The organism is Streptomyces sp. NTD91, from assembly GCF_059510455.1.
Window position 1 is genome coordinate 120,196 of the sequence record NZ_JCAJZW010000017.1, and the last position, 25,574, is coordinate 145,769.

25 protein-coding genes, 1 tRNA gene and 1 pseudogene are annotated in these 25,574 nt (G+C 70.9%); 14 read left to right on the forward strand and 13 right to left on the reverse strand.

All coding sequences use genetic code 11. From position 1 onward, the window contains the following. Window positions 1–16: 16 nt before the first annotated feature. Window positions 17–499, forward strand: a complete 483-nt coding sequence (locus tag AC5WRT_RS19515) for a hypothetical protein (protein ID WP_496094904.1) — start codon at window positions 17–19, stop codon at window positions 497–499. Window positions 500–573: 74 nt separating this feature from the next. Here AC5WRT_RS19515 and AC5WRT_RS19520 read toward each other — a convergent pair whose 3' ends face one another. Then, window positions 574–1,053 carry a DUF2267 domain-containing protein gene (locus tag AC5WRT_RS19520; protein WP_496094903.1) on the reverse strand — a complete coding sequence of 160 codons (480 nt, stop codon included), beginning with the start codon at window positions 1,051–1,053 and terminating at the stop codon, window positions 574–576. 252 nt (window positions 1,054–1,305) lie between these two features. After that, window positions 1,306–1,731, reverse strand: a complete 426-nt coding sequence (locus AC5WRT_RS19525) for an Hsp20/alpha crystallin family protein (RefSeq protein ID WP_496094902.1) — start codon at window positions 1,729–1,731, stop codon at window positions 1,306–1,308. Window positions 1,732–1,899: 168 nt separating this feature from the next. Here AC5WRT_RS19525 and AC5WRT_RS19530 point away from each other — a divergent pair, with 168 nt between their 5' ends. Next, complete coding sequence (locus AC5WRT_RS19530; protein ID WP_496094901.1) at window positions 1,900–2,202, forward strand: hypothetical protein; 303 nt, start codon at window positions 1,900–1,902, stop codon at window positions 2,200–2,202. A 96-nt stretch (window positions 2,203–2,298) separates the two neighbouring features. On the opposite strand, the gene AC5WRT_RS19535 is transcribed toward AC5WRT_RS19530, so the two are convergent. Both AC5WRT_RS19535 and AC5WRT_RS19540 read right to left on the reverse strand, forming a co-directional pair. After that, the gene (locus AC5WRT_RS19535; RefSeq protein WP_496094900.1) at window positions 2,299–3,858 is read right to left on the reverse strand and encodes an MFS transporter; all 1,560 of its coding nucleotides are present in this window, start codon (window positions 3,856–3,858) and stop codon (window positions 2,299–2,301) included. Window positions 3,859–3,956: 98 nt separating this feature from the next. Continuing rightward, window positions 3,957–5,273: a DUF445 domain-containing protein gene (locus AC5WRT_RS19540; protein WP_496094899.1), complete on the reverse strand. Its 1,317-nt coding sequence runs from the start codon at window positions 5,271–5,273 to the stop codon at window positions 3,957–3,959. Between the two features lie 258 nt (window positions 5,274–5,531). Between AC5WRT_RS19540 and AC5WRT_RS19545 the strand changes: the two genes are divergently transcribed. Further along, window positions 5,532–6,866, forward strand: coding sequence for an SGNH/GDSL hydrolase family protein (locus tag AC5WRT_RS19545; protein WP_496100447.1), 1,335 nt, complete (start codon window positions 5,532–5,534; stop codon window positions 6,864–6,866). A 28-nt stretch (window positions 6,867–6,894) separates the two neighbouring features. Further along, on the forward strand, window positions 6,895–7,497 hold the full coding sequence (gene rdgB / locus AC5WRT_RS19550; RefSeq protein ID WP_496094897.1) for an RdgB/HAM1 family non-canonical purine NTP pyrophosphatase: 603 nt from the start codon (window positions 6,895–6,897) through the stop codon (window positions 7,495–7,497). Window positions 7,498–7,538: 41 nt separating this feature from the next. Here rdgB and AC5WRT_RS19555 read toward each other — a convergent pair. Further along, window positions 7,539–7,623 (reverse strand) — tRNA-Leu (locus tag AC5WRT_RS19555). Window positions 7,624–7,896: 273 nt separating this feature from the next. Further along, the gene (gene bcp, locus AC5WRT_RS19560; protein WP_496094896.1) at window positions 7,897–8,364 is read right to left on the reverse strand and encodes a thioredoxin-dependent thiol peroxidase; all 468 of its coding nucleotides are present in this window, start codon (window positions 8,362–8,364) and stop codon (window positions 7,897–7,899) included. A gap of 103 nt (window positions 8,365–8,467) precedes the next feature. Here bcp and AC5WRT_RS19565 point away from each other — a divergent pair, with 103 nt between their 5' ends. From AC5WRT_RS19565 to AC5WRT_RS19575, 3 genes and pseudogenes are all read left to right on the forward strand, one after another. Next, window positions 8,468–8,797: a DUF3618 domain-containing protein gene (locus AC5WRT_RS19565; RefSeq protein ID WP_496094895.1), complete on the forward strand. Its 330-nt coding sequence runs from the start codon at window positions 8,468–8,470 to the stop codon at window positions 8,795–8,797. 43 nt (window positions 8,798–8,840) lie between these two features. Further along, the gene (locus AC5WRT_RS19570; RefSeq protein ID WP_039657929.1) at window positions 8,841–9,200 is read left to right on the forward strand and encodes a GroES family chaperonin; all 360 of its coding nucleotides are present in this window, start codon (window positions 8,841–8,843) and stop codon (window positions 9,198–9,200) included. A gap of 202 nt (window positions 9,201–9,402) precedes the next feature. Next, window positions 9,403–9,529, forward strand: a pseudogene (locus AC5WRT_RS19575) (DMT family transporter); the annotation flags it as partial. 20 nt (window positions 9,530–9,549) lie between these two features. On the opposite strand, the gene AC5WRT_RS19580 reads toward AC5WRT_RS19575, so the two are convergent. Next, entirely contained in the window at window positions 9,550–11,844 is a 2,295-nt protein-coding gene (locus AC5WRT_RS19580) for a transglycosylase domain-containing protein (RefSeq protein WP_496095006.1), read from the reverse strand. A gap of 1,498 nt (window positions 11,845–13,342) precedes the next feature. Between AC5WRT_RS19580 and AC5WRT_RS19585 the strand changes: the two genes are divergently transcribed. From AC5WRT_RS19585 to AC5WRT_RS19600, 4 genes are read left to right on the forward strand one after another with little or no spacing between them, the layout of a single operon-like run. Next, window positions 13,343–14,143 (forward strand): ABC transporter permease, encoded by an 801-nt coding sequence (locus AC5WRT_RS19585; protein WP_496094894.1) that lies wholly within the window; start codon window positions 13,343–13,345, stop codon window positions 14,141–14,143. A 49-nt stretch (window positions 14,144–14,192) separates the two neighbouring features. Continuing rightward, on the forward strand, window positions 14,193–14,957 hold the full coding sequence (locus tag AC5WRT_RS19590) for an ABC transporter permease (RefSeq protein ID WP_496095005.1): 765 nt from the start codon (window positions 14,193–14,195) through the stop codon (window positions 14,955–14,957). Next, window positions 14,915–15,922, forward strand: a complete 1,008-nt coding sequence (locus tag AC5WRT_RS19595) for an ABC transporter ATP-binding protein (protein WP_496095004.1) — start codon at window positions 14,915–14,917, stop codon at window positions 15,920–15,922. The genes AC5WRT_RS19590 and AC5WRT_RS19595 overlap by 43 nt, the downstream gene beginning before the upstream one ends. 9 nt (window positions 15,923–15,931) lie before the next feature. Then, a complete protein-coding gene (locus AC5WRT_RS19600) occupies window positions 15,932–16,678 on the forward strand; it encodes a DUF1707 SHOCT-like domain-containing protein (RefSeq protein WP_496100448.1) in 747 nt (248 codons plus the stop codon). 43 nt (window positions 16,679–16,721) lie between these two features. On the opposite strand, the gene AC5WRT_RS19605 is transcribed toward AC5WRT_RS19600, so the two are convergent. From AC5WRT_RS19605 to AC5WRT_RS19615, 3 genes are all read right to left on the reverse strand, one after another. After that, on the reverse strand, window positions 16,722–17,120 hold the full coding sequence (locus tag AC5WRT_RS19605) for a hypothetical protein (protein ID WP_496100449.1): 399 nt from the start codon (window positions 17,118–17,120) through the stop codon (window positions 16,722–16,724). 101 nt (window positions 17,121–17,221) lie between these two features. After that, window positions 17,222–17,965, reverse strand: coding sequence for a ribonuclease PH (gene rph / locus AC5WRT_RS19610; protein WP_496094891.1), 744 nt, complete (start codon window positions 17,963–17,965; stop codon window positions 17,222–17,224). Between the two features lie 78 nt (window positions 17,966–18,043). Beyond that, window positions 18,044–18,277 (reverse strand): PTS sugar transporter subunit IIB, encoded by a 234-nt coding sequence (locus AC5WRT_RS19615; protein ID WP_361248011.1) that lies wholly within the window; start codon window positions 18,275–18,277, stop codon window positions 18,044–18,046. A 183-nt stretch (window positions 18,278–18,460) separates the two neighbouring features. On the opposite strand from AC5WRT_RS19615, the gene AC5WRT_RS19620 reads away from it, so the two are divergent. Next, entirely contained in the window at window positions 18,461–19,777 is a 1,317-nt protein-coding gene (locus tag AC5WRT_RS19620) for a PTS transporter subunit EIIC (RefSeq protein ID WP_496094890.1), read from the forward strand. 132 nt (window positions 19,778–19,909) lie between these two features. After that, window positions 19,910–21,157, forward strand: a complete 1,248-nt coding sequence (locus tag AC5WRT_RS19625; protein ID WP_496094889.1) for a PTS transporter subunit EIIC — start codon at window positions 19,910–19,912, stop codon at window positions 21,155–21,157. Window positions 21,158–21,228: 71 nt separating this feature from the next. Here the strand turns inward: AC5WRT_RS19625 and AC5WRT_RS19630 are convergent, their stop codons facing one another. Further along, on the reverse strand, window positions 21,229–21,981 hold the full coding sequence (locus tag AC5WRT_RS19630; RefSeq protein ID WP_496094888.1) for an MBL fold metallo-hydrolase: 753 nt from the start codon (window positions 21,979–21,981) through the stop codon (window positions 21,229–21,231). A gap of 215 nt (window positions 21,982–22,196) precedes the next feature. Here AC5WRT_RS19630 and AC5WRT_RS19635 point away from each other — a divergent pair, with 215 nt between their 5' ends. Continuing rightward, window positions 22,197–22,655 (forward strand): type II toxin-antitoxin system PemK/MazF family toxin, encoded by a 459-nt coding sequence (locus AC5WRT_RS19635; protein ID WP_496094887.1) that lies wholly within the window; start codon window positions 22,197–22,199, stop codon window positions 22,653–22,655. Here AC5WRT_RS19635 and AC5WRT_RS19640 read toward each other — a convergent pair whose 3' ends face one another. After that, window positions 22,656–23,108, reverse strand: coding sequence for a hypothetical protein (locus AC5WRT_RS19640; RefSeq protein WP_496100450.1), 453 nt, complete (start codon window positions 23,106–23,108; stop codon window positions 22,656–22,658). It abuts the gene before it with no gap. A gap of 129 nt (window positions 23,109–23,237) precedes the next feature. Further along, a complete protein-coding gene (locus AC5WRT_RS19645) occupies window positions 23,238–25,310 on the reverse strand; it encodes a putative Ig domain-containing protein (protein WP_496100451.1) in 2,073 nt (690 codons plus the stop codon). Window positions 25,311–25,574 lie beyond the last annotated feature (264 nt).

The window sequence follows — 25,574 nt, forward strand, 5'->3', positions numbered from 1 at the left end:
CCGACAGGAATGACTGGTGCATCACCACGGCTATGTGTGGGTGGGAGCGAAAGAGCGTTTCGACCGGGAGGCACTACGGCGGCCTCCGCATCCCGAGCCCCCACCGGCCGGGTGCAGGCCTGAGCTGGTCGAGCGCTACCGGGAGGTGGCGGCCGCCTTTCCGACCGTGGATCTTCCTCCCCTGGAGACGGCCTACTGGCTTGTGAAACCGCGGTCCCTGGTGCGTGGCACATGGGAAGAGGCCCAGGATGCCGCCGGGTGGGTCGGCGCGTGCGTGGCCGAGTACGCGCCTCGAATTGCGTCCGAACGGTATCGGGACTTCATGGACCTCGCCCTGCTCGTCGACTCCGCTGCGGAACAGCTGGGCTCGGGGGGTGATGTGTCGTTGGGGTTCTACCTTGAGCGGCCCTTGTACCTGTCGCTCGCGGTGGTGGCTTGTTCTCCGAACCGTTCGAAGCCTGAGCTGCCGTGTCCTGTCTCAGGAAGGGACACGGTGTGACCGGCGGCCGTGTCGAGCTCGCCGTCGGTGGCGCGCGGGCGCCGCACGGGGGCGTGCGGCGCCCGCGTTGGCCGTCAGGCCGTCGCCGCCAGGTCCGCGCGGCCGAAGAGGAGGGCGTAGCCCGGGGGGAGTTGGGTGAGGAGGCGGGTGGTCAGGGGGTCGCCCAGCCAGTCGGCCAGGGTGCTGAGGACCGAGCTGACGTCCCAGCGGGCCGTCGCGGGCGTCGCGCCCTCGATGCGGGTGGCGACCGAGTCGACGAACTCCCGGGCCGTGAGCGGGTGGGTCGCGGGGATCTGGGAGGCGATCACCCGGCCCGCCTCTCGGGGGAGGGCCTGGGCGAGGGCCACGCGCTCGTCGCCGGTCACATGGCCGCCCAGGGCCGAGAGGACGACGCGGGTCACGCGTTCCGCCTCCGCTCTCGTGGTGTACTGGCCCGCCTCGCGCACCTTCTCCGTCAGTTCGTGCCAGCGTGTGGTGTCGGTGTCGCGGTCGCGGGTGACCAGGGGGGACGGGGCCGGGATCGTCGTTCTCGGCTGCGGGGTCGTCACGGTCATCGTGGTGGCTCCTCCTCCGGGCGCTTCGATACTTCGGCGGATGGGCGGATCCATGGGATCGGCTGGTCACGCCGTGAGGTATCGGGTGGACCCCGAATACCCCCTTCTGCTGTTGTCACGGGTGCGATTCGGGCCAACGCGTGGCCGGGTGGCCCGAGTGGTGGCAGCCGGATTCCGCGCAGGGCGGCGCGTCCCGGGGCTCGCTGCGAGTCCGGGACGCGCGGTGTCGTCAGCCGGCCGGCGGTTCCGCCGTCAGCCGCTGATCTCCTTGCGGTCCGCGCCGCCGCCCGTGATCTGGATGCGGCGCGGCTTGGCCTGTTCGGCCATCGGGATGCGCAGGGTCAGGACGCCGGCCTCGTACGACGCGTCGATACGGTCCGTGTCGAGGGTCTCACCGAGGAACAGCTGGCGGGTGAAGGTGCCCGTGGGGCGTTCGGCCACGAGCATGTCCGCGTCCTGGGGCGCCGGGCTGCGGCGCTCGGCGCGGACGTTGAGGACGTTGCGCTCGACGTCCAGTTCGATCGACTCGGGGTCGATGCCGGGCAGGTCGAAGTGGACCAGGAAGTCGTCCCCGGCGCGGTAGGCGTCCATCGGCATCGCGGCCGGACGCGCGGCTTCTCCGAAGAACTGCTGCGTGAGGCGGTCGAGTTCGCGGAAGGGGTCGGTGCGCATGAGCATCACAGGTCACTCCTCTCGTCAGGGGCCGGTGTGCGATGCCCTACGCCTTCTTATATAACTCTCCGCCGGAAACTTGACAAGCCTCGACTCAGGTTGGGGGGCCGGGGTCGACTGCGCGTTAGCCTCGAACTCGGACACAGTGCAAAAGTGGAGAAAGAGGAGGCTGTCGTGGCCAGGGTTCCCAGTGCAGTCGTCGCCGCGACCGGGCTCGTCGGAGGGTACGGCGTCGCCCGTTGGACCAGGAAGCGGCAGCTGGGCGGGGCCGTCCTGGCCGTCGCCGGGGCCGCCGCCGCCCAGCAGTGGCGCGCGCAGGCCGGCGGCAAGGCCGCCGGCGCACTGAGCGTCGCGTACCTCGCCGCGTTCGCCGGATCCCACCCGCTGGCCAAGAAGATCGGCGCCTGGCCGTCCGTCCTCGGTGTCGCCGGCGCCGTCGCCCTCGCCTCCTGGGCCGTCGCCGACCGCAGGGCCTGAACCGGTGGCGCAAGGCCTGAACCTGGGCCACCGTGACCGTCCTGATGATCGTCCGGCCCGGATCCACCACCGGCGCCGGACACCGTCCCGGCCCGGTTACGGCGTGCTCGCCGCCGGAGGTGTCGCGGGGCCCTCGCCCGGCCCCCGCGCCCCCCGCGTCGCCGCCTTGGCCCGGCTCGCCACCGCCGTCAGCGGGCGGGCGACGTCCTCCAGGGAGCGGCGCTCCGCCCGTACCGCCAGCACGGCCGCGACCAGGCCCGCCGCGCACATCAGGGCCGCGCCGATCGAGAACGCCAGGACCGTGTCACCGACCCTGCCCGTGCCCGTGAGGTCCGCGAACAGCAGCGGACCGCTGACGCCGCCGGCCGCCGTACCGAGGGCGTAGAAGAAGGCGATCGACATCGCCCGGGTCTCCATGGGGAAGATCTCCGAGACGGTCAGATACGCGCTCGACGCGCCCGCCGAGGCGAAGAACAGCACCACGCACCAGCAGGCCGTCATCGTGCCCGCGCTCAGCGCGCCCCGGCCGAACAGCCACGCCGTGCCGAACAGCAGCAGGCCCGAGAGCAGGTAGGTAGAGGAGATCATCACCCGGCGGCCCACCGTGTCGAACAGCTTGCCCAGCAGCAGCGGGCCGCAGAAGTTGCCGACGGCGATCACCGCGAAGTAGTAACCGGTGTGGTCCGAGGGCACGTCGAAGAACTTGGTCAGGATCGCGCCGAAGCCGAAGGTGATCGCGTTGTAGAGGAACGCCTGGCCGATGAAGAGGGAGAAGCCGAGCACGGCGCGCCTGCGGTACCGGGCGAACACCGTGTGCGCGATCTCCAGGAACGTCACGCTCTTGCGCTGGTGGATCTCCAGCTCGCCCCGCGGCTCGGGCAGCCTTACCCCCTTCTCCCGCTCCACCCGCTGCTCGATCCCGGAGACGATCTCCTCCGCCTCCCGGTCCCTGCCGTGGATCAGCAGCCAGCGCGGACTCTCCGGGACATGCCGCCGTACCAGGAGGATGACCAGTGCCAGGAGGGCGCCGAGGGCGAACGTCAGCCGCCAGCCGACGTTCTTCGCCAGGAGATCGGTGTTCAGGGCGACGATCGACAGCAGTGAGCCGCCCATCGCGCCCAGCCAGAAGCTGCCGTTGATGATCAGGTCCACCCGGCCGCGGTAGTGCGCCGGGATCAGCTCGTCGATCGCGGAGTTGATCGCCGCGTACTCACCGCCGACACCGAACCCGGTCAGGAAGCGGAACAGGAAGAACCACCAGGCCTCCCAGGAGACGGCCGTGAGCGCCGTCGCCGCCAGATACACCGCCAGAGTGATCATGAACAGCTTCTTGCGGCCGAACCGGTCGGTCAGCCGCCCCCAGAAAAGGGCGCCCGAACAGGCACCGGCCACATACAGCGCGGCGGCCACACCGGTGATCTGGCTCGACGTGATCGACACCCCGCTGCCCGGCTCGGCCAGACGGCTCGCGATGTTGCCGACGACCGTGACCTCCAGGCCGTCCAGGATCCACACCGTCCCGAGACCGATCACGATCATCCAGTGCCAGCGGGACCAGGGCAGCCGGTCCAGCCGCGCGGGAATGTCGGTGGTGATCGTCCTGCCGGTCTTTTCGGGCCTTGCGATGCCCGGCGACGACGCCTCGGCTGCGCTCATGGGCTCCCTCCTCCTCGAAGGACGTCCCCCCGGCAACGGTGACTGCGGGGGACGCCACAACGGGTGCCCCCGACCGGCGGAACCAGTCGGAAGCGGCCCTACGCGCCCAGCGTCCGCGTCACCGTGTAGATCAGCAGTCCCGCCAGTGACCCCACCACCGTGCCGTTGATCCGGATGAACTGCAGATCGCGGCCGATGTGCGCCTCGATCTTCCGGGTCGTGTGCTCCGCGTCCCAGCCCGCCACCGTGTCCGTGATCAGCGAGGTGATCTCCTTGCGGTACGTCGTCACCACATGCACGGCCGCGCCTTCCACCCAGCTGTCGACCTTGCCCTGCACCTTCGGCTCGGTCGCCATCCGCGCACCCAGCGACAGCAGCGCCGCCCGCACCCGCACCCGCAGCTCGCTCCGCTCGTCCTCGGCCGCCGCCACCACCATCGACCGTACGGCCGTCCAGACCGAGGCGATCAGATCCTGCACCTCGCCCCGGCCCAGCACCTCACCCTTCAGCCGCTCCACCCGCACCCGGGTGTCCGAGTCGGACTGCAGATCGGAGGCGAAATCGGTGAGAAAACGGTCCAGCGCGCCGCGCGCCGGATGCGAGGGCATGTCCCGCATCTCCGTCACGAACCGCAGCAGTTCCCGGTAGACCCGCTCGCCGACCTTCCGGTCCACGAACCGCGGCGTCCAGCCGGGCGCACCGCCCTCCACCGCCACCATCACGTCGTCGCGGTGCAGCACCAGCCAGTCGTGCGCACGCGCCACCACCAGGTCCACCGCCCGCCGGTGCCCGCCGTCCGCCACGATCTTCTCCAGCATCTTCCCGATGCCCGGCGCGACCTCCTGTGTGCTCGCCCGCCGCGTGATCGCCTCGCTGACCACGGCCTGCACGTCCGCGTCGCGCAGCACCGTCAGCGCGCCGCGCAACGCCGTCGCCAGCTCCGCCGTCACCCGGTCCGCGTGCTCCGGCTCGGCCAGCCACCCCCCCAGCCGGCTGCCGATGCCGACCGCGCGCAACCGCTGCCGTACGACGTCCTGCGACAGGAAGTTCTCCCCCACGAACTCGCCCAGCGAGACACCCAACTGATCCTTCTTCGTGGGGATGATCGCGGTGTGCGGAATGGGCAGCCCCAGCGGATGCCGGAACAGCGCCGTCACGGCGAACCAGTCGGCCAGCGCGCCCACCATGCCGGCCTCCGCCGCGGCCGCCACAAAACCCGCCCACTCCCCCGCCCCCGCGTGCGCGGCGACCTTGGCCAGCACATAGACCACCGCCACGAACAGCAGCATGGCCGTCGCCGTCAGCTTCATCCGCCGCACCCCGCGCCGGCGCTCCTCGTCGGCCGGGGTGAAGGCCGTCATCGTCCGGTACGACACACCCCGCGCCGGCGCCGTCCCGGTCTCCGTAGGTCCCATCAGCTCCACCCGTTCAGCTCGGCCGTACGATGATCACGTCCGACGATCACGTCAGTGACCAGGTCGGTGATCACATCCGGTGATCCCGCCCCCAATTGTCCCTTCCTGACCGACTCCCGGAACGGAACAAGAGTTCCCGGCGTCTGACGGAACGGGGGCTCGGACAGGTTCCTGACAGCTCTCCCCCGCCCATGACGCATCATGGGCTCACCCAGATCGGAGCCTCGGGCTCCCATCCCCGAGGAGAACAACACAAGCATGACCAAGCGTCATGGTTATGCGGTGCTCAGCGCACTCGTCGCGCTGGTCCTGGCCGTTTCCGCCGTCATCTACCTCACCGTGGCCGCCGACGACGGCACCCCGCGCGGCACCCTCACCGACGACCGTCCCCACCGCGGATCCTCCGCCGCCCCCGTCTCCACCGGCACCTGGGTCGGTGCCTGGTCCACCGCCCCCGTCGGCGGCGAACCCGGCACCGAGACCGAAGGCCTCGCCGGCCACTCCGTCCGCAACATCGTCCACACCAGCACCGGCGGTACGAGCGCCCGGATCACGCTGTCCAACCTCTACGGCCACACCCCGCTGACCGTCACGCACGCCTCCATAGCCCTCTCCGCGGGCGACGGCACCGCCGCCGCCGAGCCGGACTCCGTGCGCCGCCTCACCTTCAACGGCTCCACCACCGTCGTCATACCCGCCGGCGAACAGGCCGTCAGCGACGCCGTGCGCCTCGCCCTGCCCCACGACAGCGACGTCCTGGTCACCACCTACTCCCCCACCCCCTCAGGACCCGTCACCTACCACCCGCACGCCCGGCAGATCTCCTACCTCGCCGCGGGCGACGCCACCGAGGACGCCACCGGCATCCCCTACACCCGGCAGACCGCCTACTGGCGTTACCTGACCGGCCTGGACGTCCTCAGCAACGAGGCCGACGGCACCGTCGTCGTCCTCGGCGACTCCATCACCGACGGCATCACCTCCACCATCGGCGCCGACCGCCGCTGGCCGGACATCCTCGCCGGCCGCCTGCGCACCGCCGTCGAGAGCGGACGCCGGGTGCCGCGCTGCAGCATCGTCAACGAGGGCATCAGCGGCAACCAGGTCCTCACCGACGGACTCGGCCGGCCGGCCGAGAACCAGAGCGGCCTCGGCCGCTTCGGGCGCGACGCGCTGTCCCACCCGAACGTGAAGGTCGTCGTCATCGACCTGGGCGTCAACGACATCCTCCACAACCCCCGCCTCGCCGACCCCGACAGGATCGTCACCGGTCTGCGCACCCTCGTCCGCGACGCCCACGCCCACGGCCTGAAGGCCGTCGGCGCCACCCTCATGCCCTTCGAGGGCCACCGCGGCTGGACCCCGGCCCGGGAAGCGGTCCGGCGACGGGTCAACGCGCAGATCCGCTCCGGCCGCGTGTACGACGCCGTCGTCGACTTCGACAGGGCCCTCCGCGACCCCTACGCCCCCCGACGCCTCCGCCCCGACTACGACTCCGGCGACCACCTCCACCCCGGCGACCTCGGCTTCGCCAGGATGGCGAGGATCTTCGACCTCGGCACGCTCCAGGGCGCGGGCCAGGCGGAACTGTAGGTACGGAGGCCGCAATAGGGTGGCGGGCATGACCCGCTTGATCCTCGCCACCCGCAACACCGGAAAGATCACCGAACTCAGGGCGATCCTCGCCGAGGCCGGACTCCCCCACGAGCTGATCGGCGCCGACGCCTACCCCGACATCCCCGACGTCAAGGAGACGGGCGTCACCTTCGCCGAGAACGCCCTGCTCAAGGCCCACGCCCTCGCCCAGTGCACCGGCCTCCCGGCGGTCGCCGACGACTCCGGCCTCTGCGTCGACGTCCTGGGCGGCGCCCCCGGCATCTTCTCCGCCCGCTGGGCCGGCCGCCACGGCGACGACAAGGCCAACCTCGACCTCCTCCTGGCCCAGCTCGCCGACATCGCCGAGGAACACCGGGGCGCCCACTTCGCCTGCGCGGCGGCCCTGGCACTGCCGGACGGCCGGGAACGGGTCGTCGAGGGCCAACTGCGGGGCGTCCTGCGCCACACCCCCGCCGGGACGAACGGCTTCGGCTACGACCCGATCCTCCAGCCGCACGGCGAGACCCGGACGTGCGCCGAGCTGAGCCCGGAGGAGAAGAACGCGATCAGCCACCGGGGGAAGGCGTTCCGGGCGCTGGTGCCCGTGGTGCGGGAGCTGCTGAGCTGAGTGCGCGGGAGGGGCCGCCTGGACAGGCGGCCCCTCACGTGTGCGGTCGGTGGGACTCGAACCCACACGGGATTTCTCCCACGGGCACCTAAAACCCGCGCGTATCGCCTATTTCGCCACGACCGCTCCAGAACGGGCAATCGACCTTCAGGCCGTTCCGCCTCGCCCAGTGTACGGGGCTGCGCCTTTCACCGTCCGCCCCCTCGGCACCAGCCGTTGGCGGTCGCACGGCAGTTGGGCACAGGAACCCCTCGTCCGCTTCGCCCCCTCCGTCTCCGACCAGACGTTCGTTGCCCGTGCGGAGCAACGAACCGGTTGAAGGAGGGGCACGCACGGTGAAGAGAAAGCGGCTCGCACCCGGTCGTTCCGGTGCGAGCCGCCGGCAGACGGTTCGGGCGCTCAGATGCCCAGATCCTTGATGATCTTGGCTACGTGGCCCGTGGCGCGGACGTTGTAGAGGGCTCGTTCGACCTTGCCGTCCTCGTCGACGACGACCGTGGAGCGGATGACGCCCATGTAGGTCCTGCCGTAGTTCTTCTTCTCGCCGTAGGCGCCGTAGGCCTCGGTCACCTTCTTGTCCGGATCGGCCAGCAGCGTGACCTCGAGGGCCTCCTTCTCGCGGAACTCGGCGAGCTTCTCCGGGGGGTCGGGGCTGATGCCGATGACGTCGTAGCCGGCGCCCGCCAGGAGGGAGAGGTTGTCCGTGAAGTCGCAGGCCTGCTTGGTGCAGCCGGGCGTCAGGGCGGCGGGGTAGAAGTAGACGATGACCTTGCGGCCCTTGTGGGCGGAAAGGGACACCTCGTTGCCGTCGGCGTCCGGGAGGGTGAAGGCGGGGGCCACGTCCCCCGGCTGGAGTCGCTCGCTCATCGGCCCAGCGTAACCGGGGGGCCTTGCGGTGCGCCGTGAGGAGAAGCTGACAGACTGTCCGGGACAGCATCAGGAGACTTCGGCAGACTTCGGAGGCCGTACGGTGGCGGAGACGGCGGACACCAGAACCCCGGCGCAGATCGAGGCGGACATCCAGCGCCGCCGTGAAGTGCTGGCCGAGACGCTCGACGAGATCGGGGTGCGGGTGCATCCGCAGACGATCATCGGGGATGCGAAGGCGAAGGTCGTCGCCCATGTCGATCACACCGTCGGACGGGCGTACGTACAGGTCAACCGGGTGGTGAGCGAGGTCAGGGGGCAGTTCGTCGACGAGGAGGGCGCGCTGCGGATGGCGCGGGTCGTGCCCGTCGCGCTGCTCGCGGTCGGTGTCGTCGGGCTGCTGGCCATGGGCTCGCGGCGACGCAAGGGCTGACCCGGGCGCGGACGAGCGGGTCGAAGGCAGGTAGGTTCGAGGCGTGAGCGCCAACAGAAACGAGCACAGCACCCCCCATCACGACAAGCTGCCCATCCGGATGCTGCACGACCGGGTTCTGGTCAAGCAGGAGACCGGTGAGGGCGAGCGGCGGTCGGGGGGCGGCATTCTGATTCCCGCCACGGCCGCGGTCGGTCGGCGGCTGGCCTGGGCCGAGGTCGTCGCGGTCGGGCAGAACGTACGGACGGTGGAGCCGGGTGACCGGGTTCTGTTCGATCCGGAGGACCGGGCCGAGGTCGAGGTGCGCGGTGTGGCGTACGTGCTCATGCGTGAGCGCGATCTGCACGCCGTGGCCGCGGACCGCTTCGAGGGGTCGGAGGACTCCACCGGGCTGTATCTGTGAGTCCGTTGCGGTAGAAGGGGCCGGTGACCGTGGTCACCGGCCCCTTCTACGTTCCATTGCCACTTGGGCGTCAGCCCGACGAGACGCGCCGTACCGGGACCCCGACCTTCCGGCGAAGACGACGCACCCCCGTTCAGAGATTCCTGATCAGACCTGGCGGGCGGCCACCGAAGCGAGCCACACCGCGGCGAGGGCCGCGCACATCGGGGCGGCCGGGGCGGCGGTGCCCGGCATGGCGGTGCTGGGGTGAGCCGGTCACCGCCGCCCGGATCTTCTCCGTGTGTCTGCTGCTGGTCGCCGTGGTGGGACCGAAGGCGACCAGCGGTCACCGAGGAGGGGCACGGGGGCGTCAGGCGCCCGGGTCGCCGCCTCCGGCTCCGGCGGTCGTGCCGGTCGTACCACCGCCGCCCGTTCCGCCGCCGGCGGTCGTGCCGCCGTCGGTGGTCTGGCCGCCGGCGGTCGTGCCGCCGCCGGTGGTCGTACCGCCGTTGGTGGTCGTACCGCCGTTGGTGGTCGTACCGCCGTTGGTGGTGCCGCCGCCTGTGGTGGTGCCGCCGGTGGTGGGGGTGCCGCCGGTGGTCGTACCGCCGGTGGTCGTGCCGCCGTTGGTGGGAGTGCCGGTGGTGGTGCCGGTGGTCGGGGTACCGGTCGGGGTGCCGCCGGTGGGGGTGCCGGTGGTGCCGCCGGTGTTCTGGCCGCCGGTGGTGACCGGCTGGCTGGGGTTGGCGGAGCTGGGCGGCTGCGGCTGGTCCGCGCCCTGCTCCAGCTGGAGGTCGAAGTCGGAGGACGGGGTGCCCTGCAGGGCGTCGTGCGTGTACTGGGCCCAGATCTGGGTCGGCGGGCCGCCGCCGTTGATGCGGGGCTGGCCGAGGGCGCCGTACAGCGGCATGTGCTTGGCGGTCACCGGGTCCTGGCCCATGACCGAGACGACCGTGGCCAGGTCGGGGGTGTAGCCGGCGAACCAGGCGGCGGTGTCGTTCTCGGCGGTGCCGGTCTTGCCGGCCGCCGGGCGGCCCGCGGCCTGCGCGGCGGTGGCGGTGCCGTTGTCGACCACGCTCTGCAGGATCGAGGTGGTGGTGTCGGCGGCCTGCCGGGGAACGGCCTGCTTGACCGACTGGTCGGGCAGCTTGACCTCGTCCGTGCCGTCCTTGGTGATCTTGTCGATCAGCGTGTACGTGCCGTGCTGCCCGTGGTTGGCGAGCGTGGCGTACGCCTCCGCCATGTCCAGGACGCTGGCCGTGGCGGTGCCGAGCGCGATCGACGGGTACGGCTGGAGGTCCGGGGTGTCGGCGGGGATGCCGAGGTCGACGGCGGTCTGCTTGACCTTGGAGGGGCCGACGTCGACGGCCATCTGCGCGTAGACGGCGTTCACGGACAGGTCGGTCGCCTTCGTGACGGTGATCTGGCCGTAGGACTTCTGGTCCTCGTTCTGCGGGGCGTAGGCGCCGCCGCTCCAGCCCTGCACGGGGCGCTCGTTGGTGCCGTCGTACATGGTGTTCGGGGTGATGGTGCGGCCGTCCTGGGTGGTCGAGCCGTTCTGCACCGCGGAGGTGAACACGAACGGCTTGAAGGTGGAACCGACCTGGAAGTCGCCGCGGGTCGCGCCGTTGGTGTACTGCTTGACGTAGTCGATGCCGCCGTACATGGCGACGACCTTGCCGGTCCTGGGGTCGACGGAGGCGCCGCCGGCCCGGACGTAGTTGTCGACCTTGTTGTTCTTCTTGTCCAGCTTGGAGACCAGCTGGTCGTTCACCGCCTTGACGAAGGCGTTCTGCCTGGCCTTCTGGATGGTGGTGGTGATGCGGTAGCCGCCGGCGGCGAGCTGGTCGTCGGTGAGGATGTTGTTGGTGGTCAGGTAGTGCTTGACCGCTTCGACGAGGTAGCCGCGCTGGCCGGACAGGCCGGTGGAGACGGTCTGCTCCTTCGGCATCGGGAACTTCATGCCGGCGCGCTCGGACGCGCTGAGCCAGCCCTTCTTGACCATGCCGTCCAGGACGTAGTTCCAGCGTGCGACGGCGGCGGCCTTGTTCTCGGGGTGGGCGACGACGTCGTACTCGCTGGGCGCGTTGACGAGCGCGGCGAGGTAGGCGGCGCGGGCCGGGTCGAGGTCCTTGGCGTCTCTGCCGTAGTAGGCCTGGGCGGCGGCCTGGATGCCGTAGGCGTTGCGGCCGAAGAAGCTGGTGTTGAGGTAGCCCTCGAGGATCTCGTCCTTGGACTTGTTGCGGTCCAGCTTGATCGAGATGAAGAACTCCTTGGCCTTGCGGGTGAGCGTCTGCTCCTGGGCGAGGTAGTAGTTCTTCACGTACTGCTGGGTGATCGTCGAGCCGGACTGCTTGCCCTTGCCGGTCGCTGTGTTCCAGGCGGCGCGGATCATCGCCTTGGGATCGATCGCGGACTCGCTGTAGAAGTCGCGGTCCTCGGCGGCGAGTACGGCGCGCTGGGCGTCCTTGGAGACCTGCGCGAGGCTGACGTTCTCCCGGTTGACCTGGCCGTCGCGGGCCAGCTGGGAGCCGTCGGCGTATAGGTAGACGTTGCTCTGCTTGGTGGCGAGGGCGTTGGCGGGCGGGATCTTGACCATGGAGTAGCCGAGGTAGAACAGGCCGATGATCAGGAGCACGCCGACGAAGAAGGTGCCGAGCACCATGCGCCAGGTCGGGATGATCCGCCGCCACCCGGTCCGCTTGGGCCGCTTCCCCTTCTTCCCGCCACCGCCGCCTCCGGCGGGCTCACCGTCGGGGGGTGTGGGGGCGGCTACGGCGCCGGCGGTGGTGGTGCCGGGGCCGAGGGTGGCTGCTCCGGCCGCACGCGCCGCGCCGGGCGCGCCCGCGGGGCCGGCCGCGGATGCCTGACCGGCCGCGAGGCCGGCGGCGCCGAGTGCACCGGCGGCACCGGCCGCCCGGGCGGCACGGTTCGCAGCGCCACCCGGGCGCGCGGCGCGGGGGCTGGTGTCGGGGCCGGTGGCACGAGGAGTACGACCGGTGGCGTTCGGCTCGGCGGACGGGGAGGCGGACGGCGTCCTGGCAGGGTCGCCCGGCTCGGTCGCTCGGGGTGCGGTGACGCGCCTGAGGACCTGGGTGGTCTCGGGCGTCCCCGTCTCACCGGAGCCCTGCGTGGGCCCGGCCGCCTTGCCGGACGGCGCCGTGACTCGCCGGAGCACCTGCGTGCTCTCGGCCGGCCGAGCCTGCTCGGAGTCGCCGCGAGCCGCCGGCACCTGTGGCTTCTTGGAGTCCTCGGGGGACCGCCCGGACCCGGGGGCCGCCGGCGACTCGTCGGACACGGATCCCTTGACGGCTGCCGAGGCCTGGTCGGCCGCCGAAGCGCCGCCGGAACCCGACGCGCCTCGGTCCGGCGAACCCTTGCCGGCACCCGGGACCTCACGGCCACCGATCGCGCCATCGGCGGCGCCGGAGGCGGGGCCGGACGTCGATGCCCCGCGAGCCGGCGGGCCCGCCTGGACGCCCGACACCCCGCTCGGCGCCATGTCACCGCTCGACGCGCCCGTCTCCCGCTGCTCCGTCCGCCCACCGCGAGCCGCCTGGCGGGCGCGGGCGACGGATGCCGTGCGGTCCGGAGCCGAAAAGCCCGCCGAAGGGTCCCCCTCGGCCGACGAGCCCGCCTCGGTGGAGCGGGTCCGGCCCGCAGCGCCGTCACCCGCTCGGCCGAGCTCCGCCCCCCGAGCGCGACCGCCCTGCTCGGCCCGGTCGCCACGCCCGGTCCGCTCCGTCGCAGCGGACGCCTCGGCCCGGGGCCCCACCGATGCCGTCGGCCCCTCCGGTTCCGCCTCGCTGATCGGTTCCTCCGTGGTGTCCTTCGGCTGGGTCGGCTCGGCTGGTGTCCTGGCCGCCGCGTGGCCTTCGGGGTCACCGGGCCCATCAGCCGGCAGCGGCTTTCTCGGCGGCACGCCTTCGTTCGGCTGCTGCGGCTGCGGCTCGTCGCTCATGTCGTGCACGGACTCCTGTTTCGCGTCGTACGTTCCCGTACGCCTCGTACGCTTCTGCGCCCCCAGTCTGAAGACTCACGCACCTGGCGTTCCGTTCCCGGATTCCAGCACGCTTCGGGCACGAAATTGTGTGGCCGGCCGCCGGGCCCCGGGACTAGGCTCCTGCGCTTCGGTGTCGGGCGGTCCCGGGAGGTGGACTGACGTGGGCGCGGGACGGTTGTACGCGGCCGTCGCGGCGGGGGGATTCAGACGGTACGCGACGTATCGCACCGCCACTGCGGCAGGGGTCTTCACGAACACGGTCTTCGGCCTGATCCTCGTGTACACGTATCGGGCGCTGTGGGACGAGCGGCCGCACCTCGGCGGGTGGGACCAGGCACAGGTCGTGACCTATGTGTGGCTGGGGCAGGCGTTCCTGTCGACGCTCGCGATCGGCGGCGGGGGCGTCGAGAGCGAGTTGATGGAACGCATCCGTACGGGGGACGTGGCGATCGACCTGTACCGGCCCGCCGACCTGCAGCTGTGGTGGCTGGCCACCGATCTGGGCCGGGCGTTCTTCCAGCTGCTGGGGCGGGGGGTCGTGCCGTTCGTGTTCGGTGCGCTGTTCTTCCCGGCGTACCTGCCGACGGACGTGGGCACCTGGGCCGCCTTCCTCGTCGCCGTGCTGCTCGCGATGATCGTCGGGTTCGGACTGCGGTACCTGGTGGCGCTGAGCGCGTTCTGGCTGCTGGACGGCCTGGGTGTGTCGCAGATGTCCTGGCTTGTCGGCTATTTCTGCTCGGGCATGCTGCTGCCGCTGAACGTCTTCCCGGGGGCGCTGGGCGAGGTCGTACGGGCCCTGCCCTGGTCGTCGCTGCTCCAGGCGCCGGCGGAGATCCTGCTCGGCAACGGTGATCCGCTGGGCACGTATGTGTTCCAGGGCACATGGGCGGTGGTGCTGCTGGGCGCCGGGCGGCTGGTGCAGTCGGCGGCGACGCGGCGGGTGGTGGTCCAGGGTGGGTGAGGCGGGGCGGGTCAGGGAGGGGCTGCGGGCCTACCTGCTGATCGCCGGGATGTGGATCCGGTCCACGATGGCGTACCGCGCCTCGTTCGCGATGACGACGTTCGGCAGTTTCGCGGTGACGTTCTTCGACTTCGTCGCGATCCTGCTGATGTTCTCCCGGGTGGACGCGCTCGGCGGCTGGTCGCTGCCCGAGGTGGCGTTCCTCTACGGCCTGTCGGGGACGGCGTTCGGTCTGGCCGACCTGGTGATCGGGTCGATGGAGCGGCTGGGGCGCCGGGTGCGCGACGGCACGCTGGACGCGCTGCTGGTGCGTCCGGCACCGGTGCTGGCACAGATTGCGGCCGACCAGTTCGCGCTGCGCCGGCTGGGCCGGGTGACGCAGGGCCTGCTGGTGCTGGGGTGGGCGCTCGTGCGACTGGACGTCGACTGGACGCCGCTACGGGTGCTGCTGATGCCGGTGATGGTGCTGAGCGGCTGCGGGATCTTCTGCGCGGTGTTCGTGGCGGGGGCGGCCTTCCAGTTCCTGGCGTCGGACGCCTCGGAGGTGCAGAACGCCTTCACCTACGGCGGGACGACGCTGCTGCAGTATCCGCCGACGGTGTTCGCGAAGGAGCTGGTGCGCGGGGTGACGTTCGTGCTGCCGCTGGCCTTCGTCAACTGGCTGCCCGCGACCTACGTGCTGGGGCGGTCGTATCCGCTGGGGCTGCCGCGGTGGACGGCGTTCGCTCCGCCGCTGGTGGCGGTGGGGTGCTGTGCGCTGGCGGGGCTGGCCTGGCGGGCGGGACTTCGTTCGTACCGGAGCACAGGGAGCTAGTCGTGAGTGACTTCATCGCACTGGAGCGGGTGGAGAAGGTCTTCTCCGTGCGCAGGAAGACCGGGTTCATGAAGCGGGAGCGGCGCGAGGTGCGGGCGGTGGACTCGCTCTCGTTCACCGTCGGGCGCGGGGAGATGGTCGGGTACATCGGGCCGAACGGCGCCGGGAAGTCGACCACGATCAAGATGCTGACGGGGATTCTCACGCCGAGCGGGGGGCGGCTGCGGGTGGCGGGGATCGATCCGTCGCGGGAGCGGCGGCGGCTGGCGCACCGGATCGGGGTGGTGTTCGGGCAGCGTACGACGCTGTGGTGGGATCTGCCGCTGATCGACTCCTACCGGCTGGCGCACCGCATGTACCGGATCCCCGAGGCCCGTTACCGGGAGAACCTGGACCGGTGCGTCGAACTGCTGGACCTGGCACCCCTGTTGGACGTGCCGGTGCGGCAGCTGTCGCTGGGGCAGCGGATGCGCGGGGACATCGCTGCGGCCCTGCTGCACGACCCGGAGGTGCTGTACCTGGACGAACCGACGATCGGCCTGGACGTGGTGTCGAAGGCGAAGGTGCGCGGTTTTCTGCGGGAGTTGAACGCGGAGCGGGGCACGACGGTGCTGCTGACCACCCATGACCTGCAGGACATCGAGCAGTTGTGCTCGCGGGTGATGGTGATCGACCACGGCCGGCTGATGTACGACGGTCCGCTCGCGGGGCTGCACGAGGCCGGGGAGAGCGAGCGGACGCTGGTGGTGGACCTGGAGCGGGAGTTGCCGCCGGTCGAGGTGCCGTCGGCGCGGGTGGTGCGGGTGGAGGGGCCGCGGCAGTGGCTGGCGTTCCCGGCGGGGCAGTCGGCGGCGCCGCTCGTGGCGTGTCTCGCGGCGCAGTATCCGCTGGTGGACCTGTCGGTGCGGGAGCCGGACATCGAGGCCGTCATCGCCAAGATGTACGAGGAGAAGGCGGTCTCGTAGGCTTCTGTCATGACCGACGACGCAGTCCCGGACCTCCGGGCGTCCGACGCCGACCGTGAGCGGGTCGCCGAGGTCCTGCGGGACGCCCTGGCCGAGGGCCGGCTCGACATGGGGGAGTTCGAGGAGAGGCTGGACGCGGCGTACAAGGCGCGCACGTACGGCGAACTGGCACCGCTCACGCGTGACCTGCCGGCCGGCGGGGCACCGGCCCCCGCTCCGGTGTCCTTCGTCAAGGAGCCGGTCCGGGGCGGTGGTTGGGCCGACAGGATCGTGGGGGGCGAGGGATCCTCGGCGGGTGCGGTCGCCGTCATGTCGGGGTTCCAGCGCAAGGGCCGCTGGACGGTGCCGAAGCAGTTCAACTGCTTCGCGGTCATGGGCGGCGGTGAGATCGACCTGCGGGAGGCGGACTTCGCGGACCGCGAGGTCGTGATCAACTGCGTGGCGGTCATGGGCGGGGTGCAGGTGATCGTGCCGCCGGGGGTCGAGGTCGTGGTGCGGGGCATCGGCATCATGGGGGGCTTCGACCACCCGAGGGACGACGGTCCGCCCGAGCCGGGCGCTCCGCGCGTGGTCGTCGGAGGGTTCGCCTTCTGGGGCGGGGTCGCGGTGGAACGCAAGGTCACCCGCGCGGAGCGGCTCCGCCTGAAGGAGCAGCGCAGGCAGGAGAGGCTGGAGCGCAGGGAGTCCCGGCACGAGTCGCTCCGGGCGCGGCGCGAGGAGCGCCGCGAGGAGCGGGAGCGGCGTCGGGGGTACTGAGCGCCCGGGCGGGGCGGCCGCTCCCCCGCGCCCCTTGGGGGCGTTACTTCGTGCAGACCTTGGTCAGTTCGCCGGCCGCGTCCGTCACCGGGCTGACGTCCGGCGTCCGGTCGCCGTTCCTGAGGGCCGTACGGACGTTCCCCACGGCCTTCTTCAGGTCGTCGACCGCCTTGTTGACGTCGACGTCGTCGGTCCTGTCGCCGATCTTGTCGAGGTTGTTCTCGATGGCGTTCAGGGAGGTGTCCGCCCGGGTGGGGTCGTTCGCGGCGTTCTCCACGGCCTGCTGCAGGCTGGTGACGCTGTCGGCGATGGAGTCGGCGGTCTGCACGCAGTCCAGGGCCTTGTTCACGCTGTCGCAGCCGGTGGCGAGGCCGGCGGCGAGCGCGGTGAGGGCCACGGCGGCGGCTCCGGTGAGACGGCGTCGGCGTGGGCTGACGGCCATGGCGGTGTTCCCCTCGCCTGATGGGCTGTCCGTTCCTGACCTAGGACGCCGAGGGGGGCGCGGGGGTTGCCCGCGCCCTCCTCGTTCTCTTTGTCTGCCGTTTACTTCTGGGTCGCGAGCGTGGCCTCGAGCGCCGTGCGCTGGTGGGCGGCGAGTTCGGCGCAGCCGCCGACGGCGAGGTCGAGCAGGGCGTCGAGTTCCTCGCGGGCGAAGGGGGCGGCCTCGGCGGTGCCCTGGACCTCGACGAAGCGGCCGTCGCCGGTGCAGACGACGTTCATGTCGGTCTCGGCGCGCACGTCTTCCTCGTAGCAGAGGTCGAGCAGCGGGACGCCGCCGACGATGCCGACGGAGACGGCGGACACGGTTCCGGTGAGCGGCTGCCGGCCCGCCTTGATCAGCTTCCTGCCCTGCGCCCAGGCGACGGCGTCGGCGAGGGCGACGTAGGCGCCGGTGATGGCGGCGGTGCGGGTGCCGCCGTCGGCCTGGAGGACGTCGCAGTCGAGGACGATGGTGTTCTCGCCGAGCGCCTTGTAGTCGATGACGGCGCGCAGGGAGCGGCCGATGAGCCGGGAGATCTCGTGGGTACGGCCGCCGATCTTGCCCCGGACGGACTCGCGGTCGCCGCGGGTGTTGGTGGCGCGAGGCAGCATGGCGTACTCGGCGGTGACCCAGCCCTCGCCGCTGCCCTTGCGCCAGCGCGGGACGCCCTCGGTCACGGAGGCGGTGCAGAACACCTTGGTGTCGCCGAAGGAGACGAGGACGGAGCCCTCGGCGTGCTTGCTCCAGCCACGTTCGATGGTGACCGGTCGGAGCTGTTCGGGAGTACGGCCGTCGATGCGAGACATGGCAGGGAGCCTAGCCGTACACGCGGAAGGGGCTCCTCCCGCGTCGGGAAGAGCCCCTCGAGGGTGAACCGGTGCGGCTCACATCATGTCTTCGATCTCCGCCGCGATGGGGTCGGCGTCGGTGCCGATGACGACCTGGACGGCGGTGCCCATCTTGACGACGCCGTGGGCGCCGGCGGCCTTCAGGGCGGCATCGTCGACCAGGGAGGGGTCGGACACCTCGGTGCGCAGCCGGGTGATGCAGCCCTCGATCTCCTCGATGTTGTCGATACCGCCGAGGCCGGCGACGATCTTCTCAGCCTTGCTGGCCATGTTCCTTCTCCCTGATCCGAACCGCTTTGTCGCAGTAACCCACAGTTGGCCCATCTTCGCGAGCGGTCATGCCGTACGTGCCGAATGATGGCGATCACGACAGCGGAACCGTCCGCCAACTGGTCTACACCACAGGGGGGACGGTCGCCAAACCGCGTGCGGGTCGAGTGCCGGGAGGACGCCATGAGTGCCGACAGCGCGCCCGCCGACAGCACGGCCGGACCGGCGCGGGAGCGCTGGAACCGCCTGTTCCAGGGCCTGCAGAAGATGGGCCGCAGTCTGCAGCTGCCGATCGCCGTGCTGCCGGCGGCGGGCATCCTGAACCGGCTGGGGCAACCGGAACTGTTCGGGACCGGCGGCCTGGGCTGGACGGCCGTCTCCAAGGTCATGACGGGCGCGGGCGGCGCCCTCCTCGACGGCTCCCTCGGTCTTCCGCTGCTGTTCTGCGTGGGTGTCGCGATCGGCATGGCCAGGAAGTCGGACGGCTCCACCGCGCTCGCGGCGGTGGCGGGCTTCCTCGTCTATTACGGCGTGCTGCACCAGTTCCCCGAGGCGTGCCCCGGCGGTTCGAAGGCGATCCCTCAGGTCGGCTGCCAGGTGAGCGTCGGCGCGGGCGTGGGGTCGGTGACGCCGTTCACCTTCCAGAACCCGGGGGTGTTCGGCGGCATCGTCATGGGGCTGCTGACCGCCTTCTTCTGGGCCCGTTTCCATCGCACGCGGCTGGTGGACTGGCTGGGCTTCTTCAACGGCCGACGCCTGGTGCCGATCATCATGGCCTTCGTCGCGATCGTGTTCGCGGCGCTGTGCCTGTGGATCTGGCCGCCGATCGGCGGGGCCCTGGAGAGCTTCGGCCACTGGCTGCGGTCGATCGGGGCGTGGGGCGCCGGAGTGTTCGGGGTCGCCAACCGGGCGCTGCTCGTGGTGGGCCTGCACCAGTTCCTGAACGTGCCCATCTGGTTCCAGTTCGGCAGCTACGCGAGGCCGGACGGCACGGTCGTGCACGGCGACATCAACATGTTCCTCGCGGGCGATCCGCACGCGGGCCAGTTCACCTCGGGCTTCTTCCCGATCATGATGTTCGCGCTGCCGGCGGCCGCGCTGGCGATCACGCACTGCGCCAAGCCGCACCGCCGCAAGGAGGTCGGCGGCCTGATGCTGTCGGTCGCGCTGACGTCCTTCGTCACCGGCATCACCGAGCCCATCGAGTACTCCTTCCTCTTCATCGCTCCCCTTCTGTACGCCGTCCACGCGGTGCTCACCGGAGTCTCGATGGCGGTGACCTGGGCGCTCGGGGTGCACGACGGGTTCAGCTTCTCGGCGGGCCTGATCGACTACGTGATCAACTGGAACCTGGCGACCAAGCCGTGGGCGATCGTCCCGATCGGCCTGTGCTTCGCGGTCGTCTACTACACGGTCTTCCGCTTCGCCATCACGAGGTTCGACCTGAAGACGCCGGGGCGTGAGCCCGAGGACGAGGTCGAGGACGTCACCAAGGCGTGAGGCCCTGGCGCGTCGGCACGCCGCGTAGTACTCCGGTCGCGGATTTCGTGGTTCCTTATCCGGCCTTCATCGTGCTACAACAGGTCTACACCACTGAGTGGTGTAGACCACCACCCGATGGAGGAACCCACCATGAGCACCGCCACCGCCACGGCGGCTCCCGCGAAGAAGCGGGGATCCGGCCTGTTCCAGGGCCTGCAGAAGGTCGGCCGCAGCCTGCAGCTCCCCATCGCCGTCCTGCCGGCGGCGGGCATCCTGCTGCGCCTGGGCCAGCAGGACATCCATGACAAGCTGAACCTGCCCGACAAGGTCACGGCGGTGTTCGCCACGGCCGGTGGCGCGATCTTCGACAACCTGCCGATGCTGTTCTGCATCGGTGTCGCGATCGGCTTCGCCAAGAAGGCGGACGGTTCGACGGCGCTGGCCGCCCTGGTCGGCTTCCTGGTCTACAGCAATGTACTGAAGGCGTTCCCGGTCACCGAGGCCAAGATCACCAAGGGTGCGGACATAGCCGCGACCTACAACAACCCCGGTGTCCTCGGCGGCATTCTGATGGGTCTGCTGGCCGCCGTGCTCTGGCAGCGCTACCACCGCAAGAAGCTGGTCGACTGGCTCGGCTTCTTCAACGGCCGCCGGCTGGTGCCGATCATCATGGCCTTCGTCGGCACCGCCATGGGCGTCTTCTTCGGCCTGGTCTGGAAGCCCATCGGTGAGGGCATCTCGCACGCCGGCGAGTGGATCACCGGTCTCGGAGCGCTCGGCGCGGGTCTGTTCGGTCTGGTCAACCGCGCGCTGATCCCGGTCGGCATGCACCAGTTCGTCAACACCGTCTCCTGGTTCCAGATCGGCGACTACAAGAACGCCGCCGGCCAGGTCGTGCACGGTGACCTCAACCGGTTCTTCGCCGGTGACCCGCACGCCGGTATGTTCATGTCCGGCTTCTTCCCGATCATGATGTTCGGTCTGCCGGCCGCCGCGCTCGCCATCGCGCACTCCGCCCGGCCCGAGCGCCGCAAGGCCGTCCTCGGCATGATGATCTCCCTCGCGCTGACCTCGTTCGTCACCGGTGTCACCGAGCCCATCGAGTTCTCCTTCATGTTCATCGCGCCGCTGCTGTACGCGATCCACGCGGTGCTGACGGCCCTGTCCATGGCGGTCACCTGGGCGCTCGGCGTCCACGCGGGCTTCACCTTCTCCGCGGGCTTCATCGACTACGCGCTCAACTGGAACCTGGCGACCAAGCCCTGGCTGATCATCCCGATCGGCCTGGTGTTCGCGGCGATCTACTACACGCTCTTCCGCTTCGCCATCACCAGGTTCAACCTCCCGACCCCGGGCCGCGAGCCCGACGAGGAGGTCGAGGACCTCACCAAGGCGTGAGTCCGGCCGCTGCGGCACGCGGAAGGCCCCGGAACCCGAGCTTGGGTTCCGGGGCCTTCCCCCGTGCGGTCTCAGATCTCGTACGTCGCCCCGGGCGCGGCCAGCTCCACCGGCCCCGCGAACACCTCGCGCGCGTCACGGAGGTTGATGGCGGGGTCCGTCCACGGCGGGATGTGGGTGAGGACCAGGCGCCGCGCACCGGCACGCGCCGCCGCCTCGCCCGCCTCGCGGCCGTTGAGATGCAGATCCGGGATGTCCTCCTTGCCGTGCGTGAACGCGGCCTCGCACAGGAACAGGTCCGTGTCCCGGGCCAGCCGCTCCAGCACCTCGGTGACACCCGTGTCGCCGGAGTACGTCAGCGACCGCCCGCCGTGCTCGACGCGGATGGCGTACGCCTCCACGGGATGACGGACCCGCTCGGTGTGCGCCGTGAACGGGCCGATCTCGAACGTGGACGGCTTGACGGTGCGGAAGTCGAAGACCTCGCTCATGGAGGAGGCGGAGGGAGTGTCGGCGTAGGCCGTGGTCAGGCGGTGTTCGGTGCCCTCGGGGCCGTAGACGGGGATCGGGTCGCAGCGGCCGCCGTCGTGGCGGTAGTAGCGCGCGACGAAATAAGCCAGCATGTCGATGCAGTGGTCGGCGTGCAGATGGCTCAGGAAGATCGCGTCGAGGTCGTAGAGACCGCAGTGGCGCTGCAGCTCGCCCAGGGCGCCGTTGCCCATGTCGAGAAGCAGCCGGAAGCCGTCGGCCTCGACGAGGTAGCTCGAGCAGGCCGATTCCGCGGACGGGAACGACCCCGAGCAGCCGACGACGGTGAGCTTCATGAAGCAGAAACCTCCGTTGGCGGAAAAGATCACAAGGGTGGGAAACGGGGGCCGTGCGGTTCGTCGAGCGTAAGGCGCAAAAGCACGGGTCGCTCCTCCGCCAGGGGCCGTTGTGGGCGAACTCACCTGTGCTGTCACCGGTTCGGCTGGACCGGGGGCGCACAAGGTTCCGCAGAGGGCGCGCAATCCTCGGCGCGCGCCGGTAACGTCGTCGTATGGACACGTCCTGGTGGCTGGCGCTCGCGGCGGTGGTACTGCTCGCGCTGGTCGCCACGCTCGTCGACGGCTGGGGACGCGGTCGCCGCTACGCCGGCCGGCGCCTCGGTGCGCTGGGCCGCGCGGGCACGCACCCGGGCGGGGCCCCCGGGCCGGCCCCCGGCGACATATGGTGGGCGGACGTCCCCCACGAGGACCGCGCCCAGCGCAGGGACCGGCCGTGCCTGGTGCTGGCGGTGCGCGGGAACCGGGCCACGGTCGCCAAGATCACCAGCAAGTACCACGACGAGCGGGCCGGGGTGATCCCGCTGCCGCCCGGCGCGGTCGGCGACGCCCGTGGCCGCCCCAGCTTCGTGGAGACCGACGAGTTGCGCGAGGTGCCGGTGGGCGACTTCCGCCGCCGGGTGGGCGTGGTCGACCCGGTGCTGTGGGACCAGGTACGGCACCTCGCCGGCTGATCACTTCACGGTCACCGTGACCGTCCACTCCTGGATCCCCTTGCAGGACATCTGACCCGGAGCCGTGGCCTCGGCGCACAGGGGGCGGGAGGACGTCAGTTTCTCGGTGCCGGTGGCGACCGCCCGGTACGCGGCCGTGGCCTGGCCCGGCTGGATGACGAAGCCCGCGTTGATGCCCTGCAGCACGCTGCCCCGGGCCGTCACCGGCTTCCAGGGCCGGGACTTGGTGCCGTCCAGGGTCAGGCGGACCTCGCCGCCCTTGGCCACGCAGACGGCACGGCCGCTGTCGGCGGCCTTGAGCTGCACCAGGGGGGCGCAGTCGCTCGTGGCCGGTGCGGAGGGCGACGGCGCCACCTTGCCGGCGCTCGAGTCGTCCTTGCCGCTGTGCGAGCCGCATCCGGCGAGGAGCAGCGCTGCCGCCGCGAGGCCGAGGATGGTCGTCGTACGCCGCATGGGGTTCGCCTTTCTGCCGTGGCCGCCGGGGAGCGGCCGGGTGGTGCAGATGAGACGTACCCCGAAGGAAAAAGGATCCCGCACGCGGACGGCTTCCGCGTGCGGGACCACCTGGTCACAGGGTGCGGATCAGCTGGTCGTCAGGGCGGTGTCGTCCACGACGAAGCTGGTCTGCAGCGAGGAGTCCTCCACGCCGTTGAACTTCAGGGTGACCGTCTGGCCCGCCAGCGAGGACAGGTCGAAGGTCTTCTGCGCGTAACCCGAGTTGGCGTTCAGGTTCGAGTACGTCGCCAGCGTGGTCGAACCGGCGGTGACCGTCAGCTTGTCGTACGCGGTGCTGGACGTGGTCTCCGCGGTGTCGATGTGCAGATAGAAGGTGAGCGTGGCCTTGCAGCCGGCCGGGATCGTCACCGACTGCGACAGCGTGTCGGTGTGGCTGGTGCCGTAGCCGTCGAGCCAGGCGTAGTACGAGCCGCTGTGGGCCGCCTCACCGGTGTCGTTGGTGATGACGCCGCTGGTCGCGCTCCAGCCGGTGCTGCCGGACTCGAAGCCGGGGTTGGCCAGCAGCTGGGAGGAGGTGCAGCCACCGCCGCCGGAGGAGCCGACCGTCCAGGTGAAGGAGGCCGAGCCGGAGGCGCCGGTGGAGTCCTTCGCGGTGACGGTGACCTGGTAGGTGCCCGCGGTGGACGCCGTACCGGAGATCAGGCCGGTGGAGCTGTTGACGGACAGCCCGGTGGGCAGGCCGGAGGCGCTGTAGGTGAGGGCCGCGCCGGCGCTGTCGCTGGCGTGGATCTGCAAGCTGACCGCGCTGCCGGTGGTGGTGGACTGGCTGCCGGGGTTGGTGACGGTCACCGTGTTGCCACTGGTGGAGCCGGAGGTGAAGGCGGCGGTGCCGTTCGGGGTGCCCCAGCCGGTCGGGCCGTCGTAGCCGGTCCGGGCGGTGCAGAAGTACGAGGTGGAACAGGAGCCGTTGGAGCCGCTGGTCACGTCGTACAGGTTGCCGGTGTGGGCGTACGGGTACTTCGCCGGGTAGTCGCTCGAACCCGGGGTCCCCGCCAGGGCGTAGACCGAGGCGATGATCGGGGAGCTGGCGCTGGTGCCGCCGTAGACCGCCCAGCCGGAGCCGCCGTAGGTGTCGTAGACCGCCACGCCGGTGGCCGGGTCGGCGACGGCGGAGACGTCGGCTTCCATGCGGTTGGAGCAGCCGGTGTCGGTCTGCCAGCTCGGCTTCGGGTCGTAGGCCGAGCAGCCGGATCCGGTGCCCTCGGTGGAGCTGGTGTTCCACACCGACTCGCTCCAGCCGCGGGAGTTGGAGGCGGCGGTGAGCGCGGTGCCGCCGACGGCCGTCACGTACTGCGAGGTCGCGGGGTACTCGGCGCCGTAGCCGGAGTCGCCCGCGGAGACGGTGATCGCGACGCCCGGGTGCTTGAAGTAGGAGGTGTCCTCGCTGGTCTGGGAGGAGGACTCGGAGCCGCCCCAGCTGTTGGAGATGAACTTGGCGCCGAGCGAGACCGCCTCGTTCTCGGCGATGCCGAGGTCGGTGTCGTTGGCGGAGTTGGCCTCGACCAGGATGATGCTGCAGTTCGGGCAGACCGCGCTGACCATGTCGATGTCGAGCATCTCTTCACCGGCCCAGCCGCTGTCGTTCGTCGGCAGCGAGGTGGTGGAGCCGGTCTGACTGACCTGCTTGAAGCAGCCGTTGGCCTTGGTGCAGGAGGACAGGCCGTAGGTGGAGCGGTAAGTGGCCAGGTCCGACTCGGCGTTCGGGTCGTTGTAGGCGTCGACGATCGCGACCGTCATGCCCGAACCGGCCGCGGTGGGCAGGTTGTAGGCGCTGTGCAGGTTGGCCGGGGAGAGGCCGGACGGCGCGGCGGCGGCGACCGCCGATGCGAGCCGCTGCTTGATGTCGGTGCGGCGCTGGGCGAAGCAGGCCGCGTGGCCCGGGGAGGGCTTGCCGCACAGGTGCTCGGTCGGCACCTTCTGGCCCGCCTTGCCGGTAGGGTGGAAGGTCTGCCGCTCGGGGGCGGTCAGCGCTCTGGCGTTCTGCGTGACCTTGGTGGCCTGGGGGTGGCCGGCGGCGGTCTGTGCTCCGGCCGTGGGGGCCGCGACGAGACCGGCGACGGTGAGGGCGAGGGCGGGGAAAGCGACGGCGACCAGTCTTCGCAGACTCCGTCTCCGCCTGCTCGGGCGTGACTCACGCATGGGGTGCTGCCTCCGGTTGACGTGGGGTTTCGCACTGGATTGGCAGGCCCGTGACGCGCGTGAAGCGGCGGCGTGACCGCGCAGTCATGAGCATGACACTCACACCTGGCATGGCAGTGAATGAGCGTGACATGTCAGGGTGCGGGAGGAACGTAGCCGTGGCCCGGGCGCTACCGGCAGTACCCAAAGGAATTCTTTGCCCTACCATAGGAATGGCTTAGCCCCCTCATAGGAGGGGGCTGGGGCGCGCTTGGGGGGTCCGGC

What these genes read in the sequence shown, in the direction of transcription:
- AC5WRT_RS19520 (WP_496094903.1), bottom strand. Translation starts at nt 1,053, where the DNA reads ATGACCGTGACGACCCCGCAGCCGAGAACGACGATCCCGGCCCCGTCC.
- AC5WRT_RS19525 (WP_496094902.1), bottom strand. Translation starts at nt 1,731, where the DNA reads ATGCTCATGCGCACCGACCCCTTCCGCGAACTCGACCGCCTCACGCAG.
- AC5WRT_RS19535 (WP_496094900.1), bottom strand. Translation starts at nt 3,858, where the DNA reads ATGAGCGCAGCCGAGGCGTCGTCGCCGGGCATCGCAAGGCCCGAAAAG.
- AC5WRT_RS19540 (WP_496094899.1), bottom strand. Translation starts at nt 5,273, where the DNA reads ATGGGACCTACGGAGACCGGGACGGCGCCGGCGCGGGGTGTGTCGTAC.
- AC5WRT_RS19545 (WP_496100447.1), top strand. Translation starts at nt 5,532, where the DNA reads ATGACCAAGCGTCATGGTTATGCGGTGCTCAGCGCACTCGTCGCGCTG.
- rdgB (WP_496094897.1), top strand. Translation starts at nt 6,895, where the DNA reads ATGACCCGCTTGATCCTCGCCACCCGCAACACCGGAAAGATCACCGAA.
- bcp (WP_496094896.1), bottom strand. Translation starts at nt 8,364, where the DNA reads ATGAGCGAGCGACTCCAGCCGGGGGACGTGGCCCCCGCCTTCACCCTC.
- AC5WRT_RS19580 (WP_496095006.1), bottom strand. Translation starts at nt 11,844, where the DNA reads ATGGTGCTCGGCACCTTCTTCGTCGGCGTGCTCCTGATCATCGGCCTG.
- AC5WRT_RS19590 (WP_496095005.1), top strand. Translation starts at nt 14,193, where the DNA reads ATGTGGATCCGGTCCACGATGGCGTACCGCGCCTCGTTCGCGATGACG.
- AC5WRT_RS19600 (WP_496100448.1), top strand. Translation starts at nt 15,932, where the DNA reads ATGACCGACGACGCAGTCCCGGACCTCCGGGCGTCCGACGCCGACCGT.
- AC5WRT_RS19605 (WP_496100449.1), bottom strand. Translation starts at nt 17,120, where the DNA reads ATGGCCGTCAGCCCACGCCGACGCCGTCTCACCGGAGCCGCCGCCGTG.
- rph (WP_496094891.1), bottom strand. Translation starts at nt 17,965, where the DNA reads ATGTCTCGCATCGACGGCCGTACTCCCGAACAGCTCCGACCGGTCACC.
- AC5WRT_RS19615 (WP_361248011.1), bottom strand. Translation starts at nt 18,277, where the DNA reads ATGGCCAGCAAGGCTGAGAAGATCGTCGCCGGCCTCGGCGGTATCGAC.
- AC5WRT_RS19620 (WP_496094890.1), top strand. Translation starts at nt 18,461, where the DNA reads ATGAGTGCCGACAGCGCGCCCGCCGACAGCACGGCCGGACCGGCGCGG.
- AC5WRT_RS19625 (WP_496094889.1), top strand. Translation starts at nt 19,910, where the DNA reads ATGAGCACCGCCACCGCCACGGCGGCTCCCGCGAAGAAGCGGGGATCC.
- AC5WRT_RS19630 (WP_496094888.1), bottom strand. Translation starts at nt 21,981, where the DNA reads ATGAAGCTCACCGTCGTCGGCTGCTCGGGGTCGTTCCCGTCCGCGGAA.
- AC5WRT_RS19635 (WP_496094887.1), top strand. Translation starts at nt 22,197, where the DNA reads ATGGACACGTCCTGGTGGCTGGCGCTCGCGGCGGTGGTACTGCTCGCG.
- AC5WRT_RS19640 (WP_496100450.1), bottom strand. Translation starts at nt 23,108, where the DNA reads ATGCGGCGTACGACGACCATCCTCGGCCTCGCGGCGGCAGCGCTGCTC.
- AC5WRT_RS19645 (WP_496100451.1), bottom strand. Translation starts at nt 25,310, where the DNA reads ATGCGTGAGTCACGCCCGAGCAGGCGGAGACGGAGTCTGCGAAGACTG.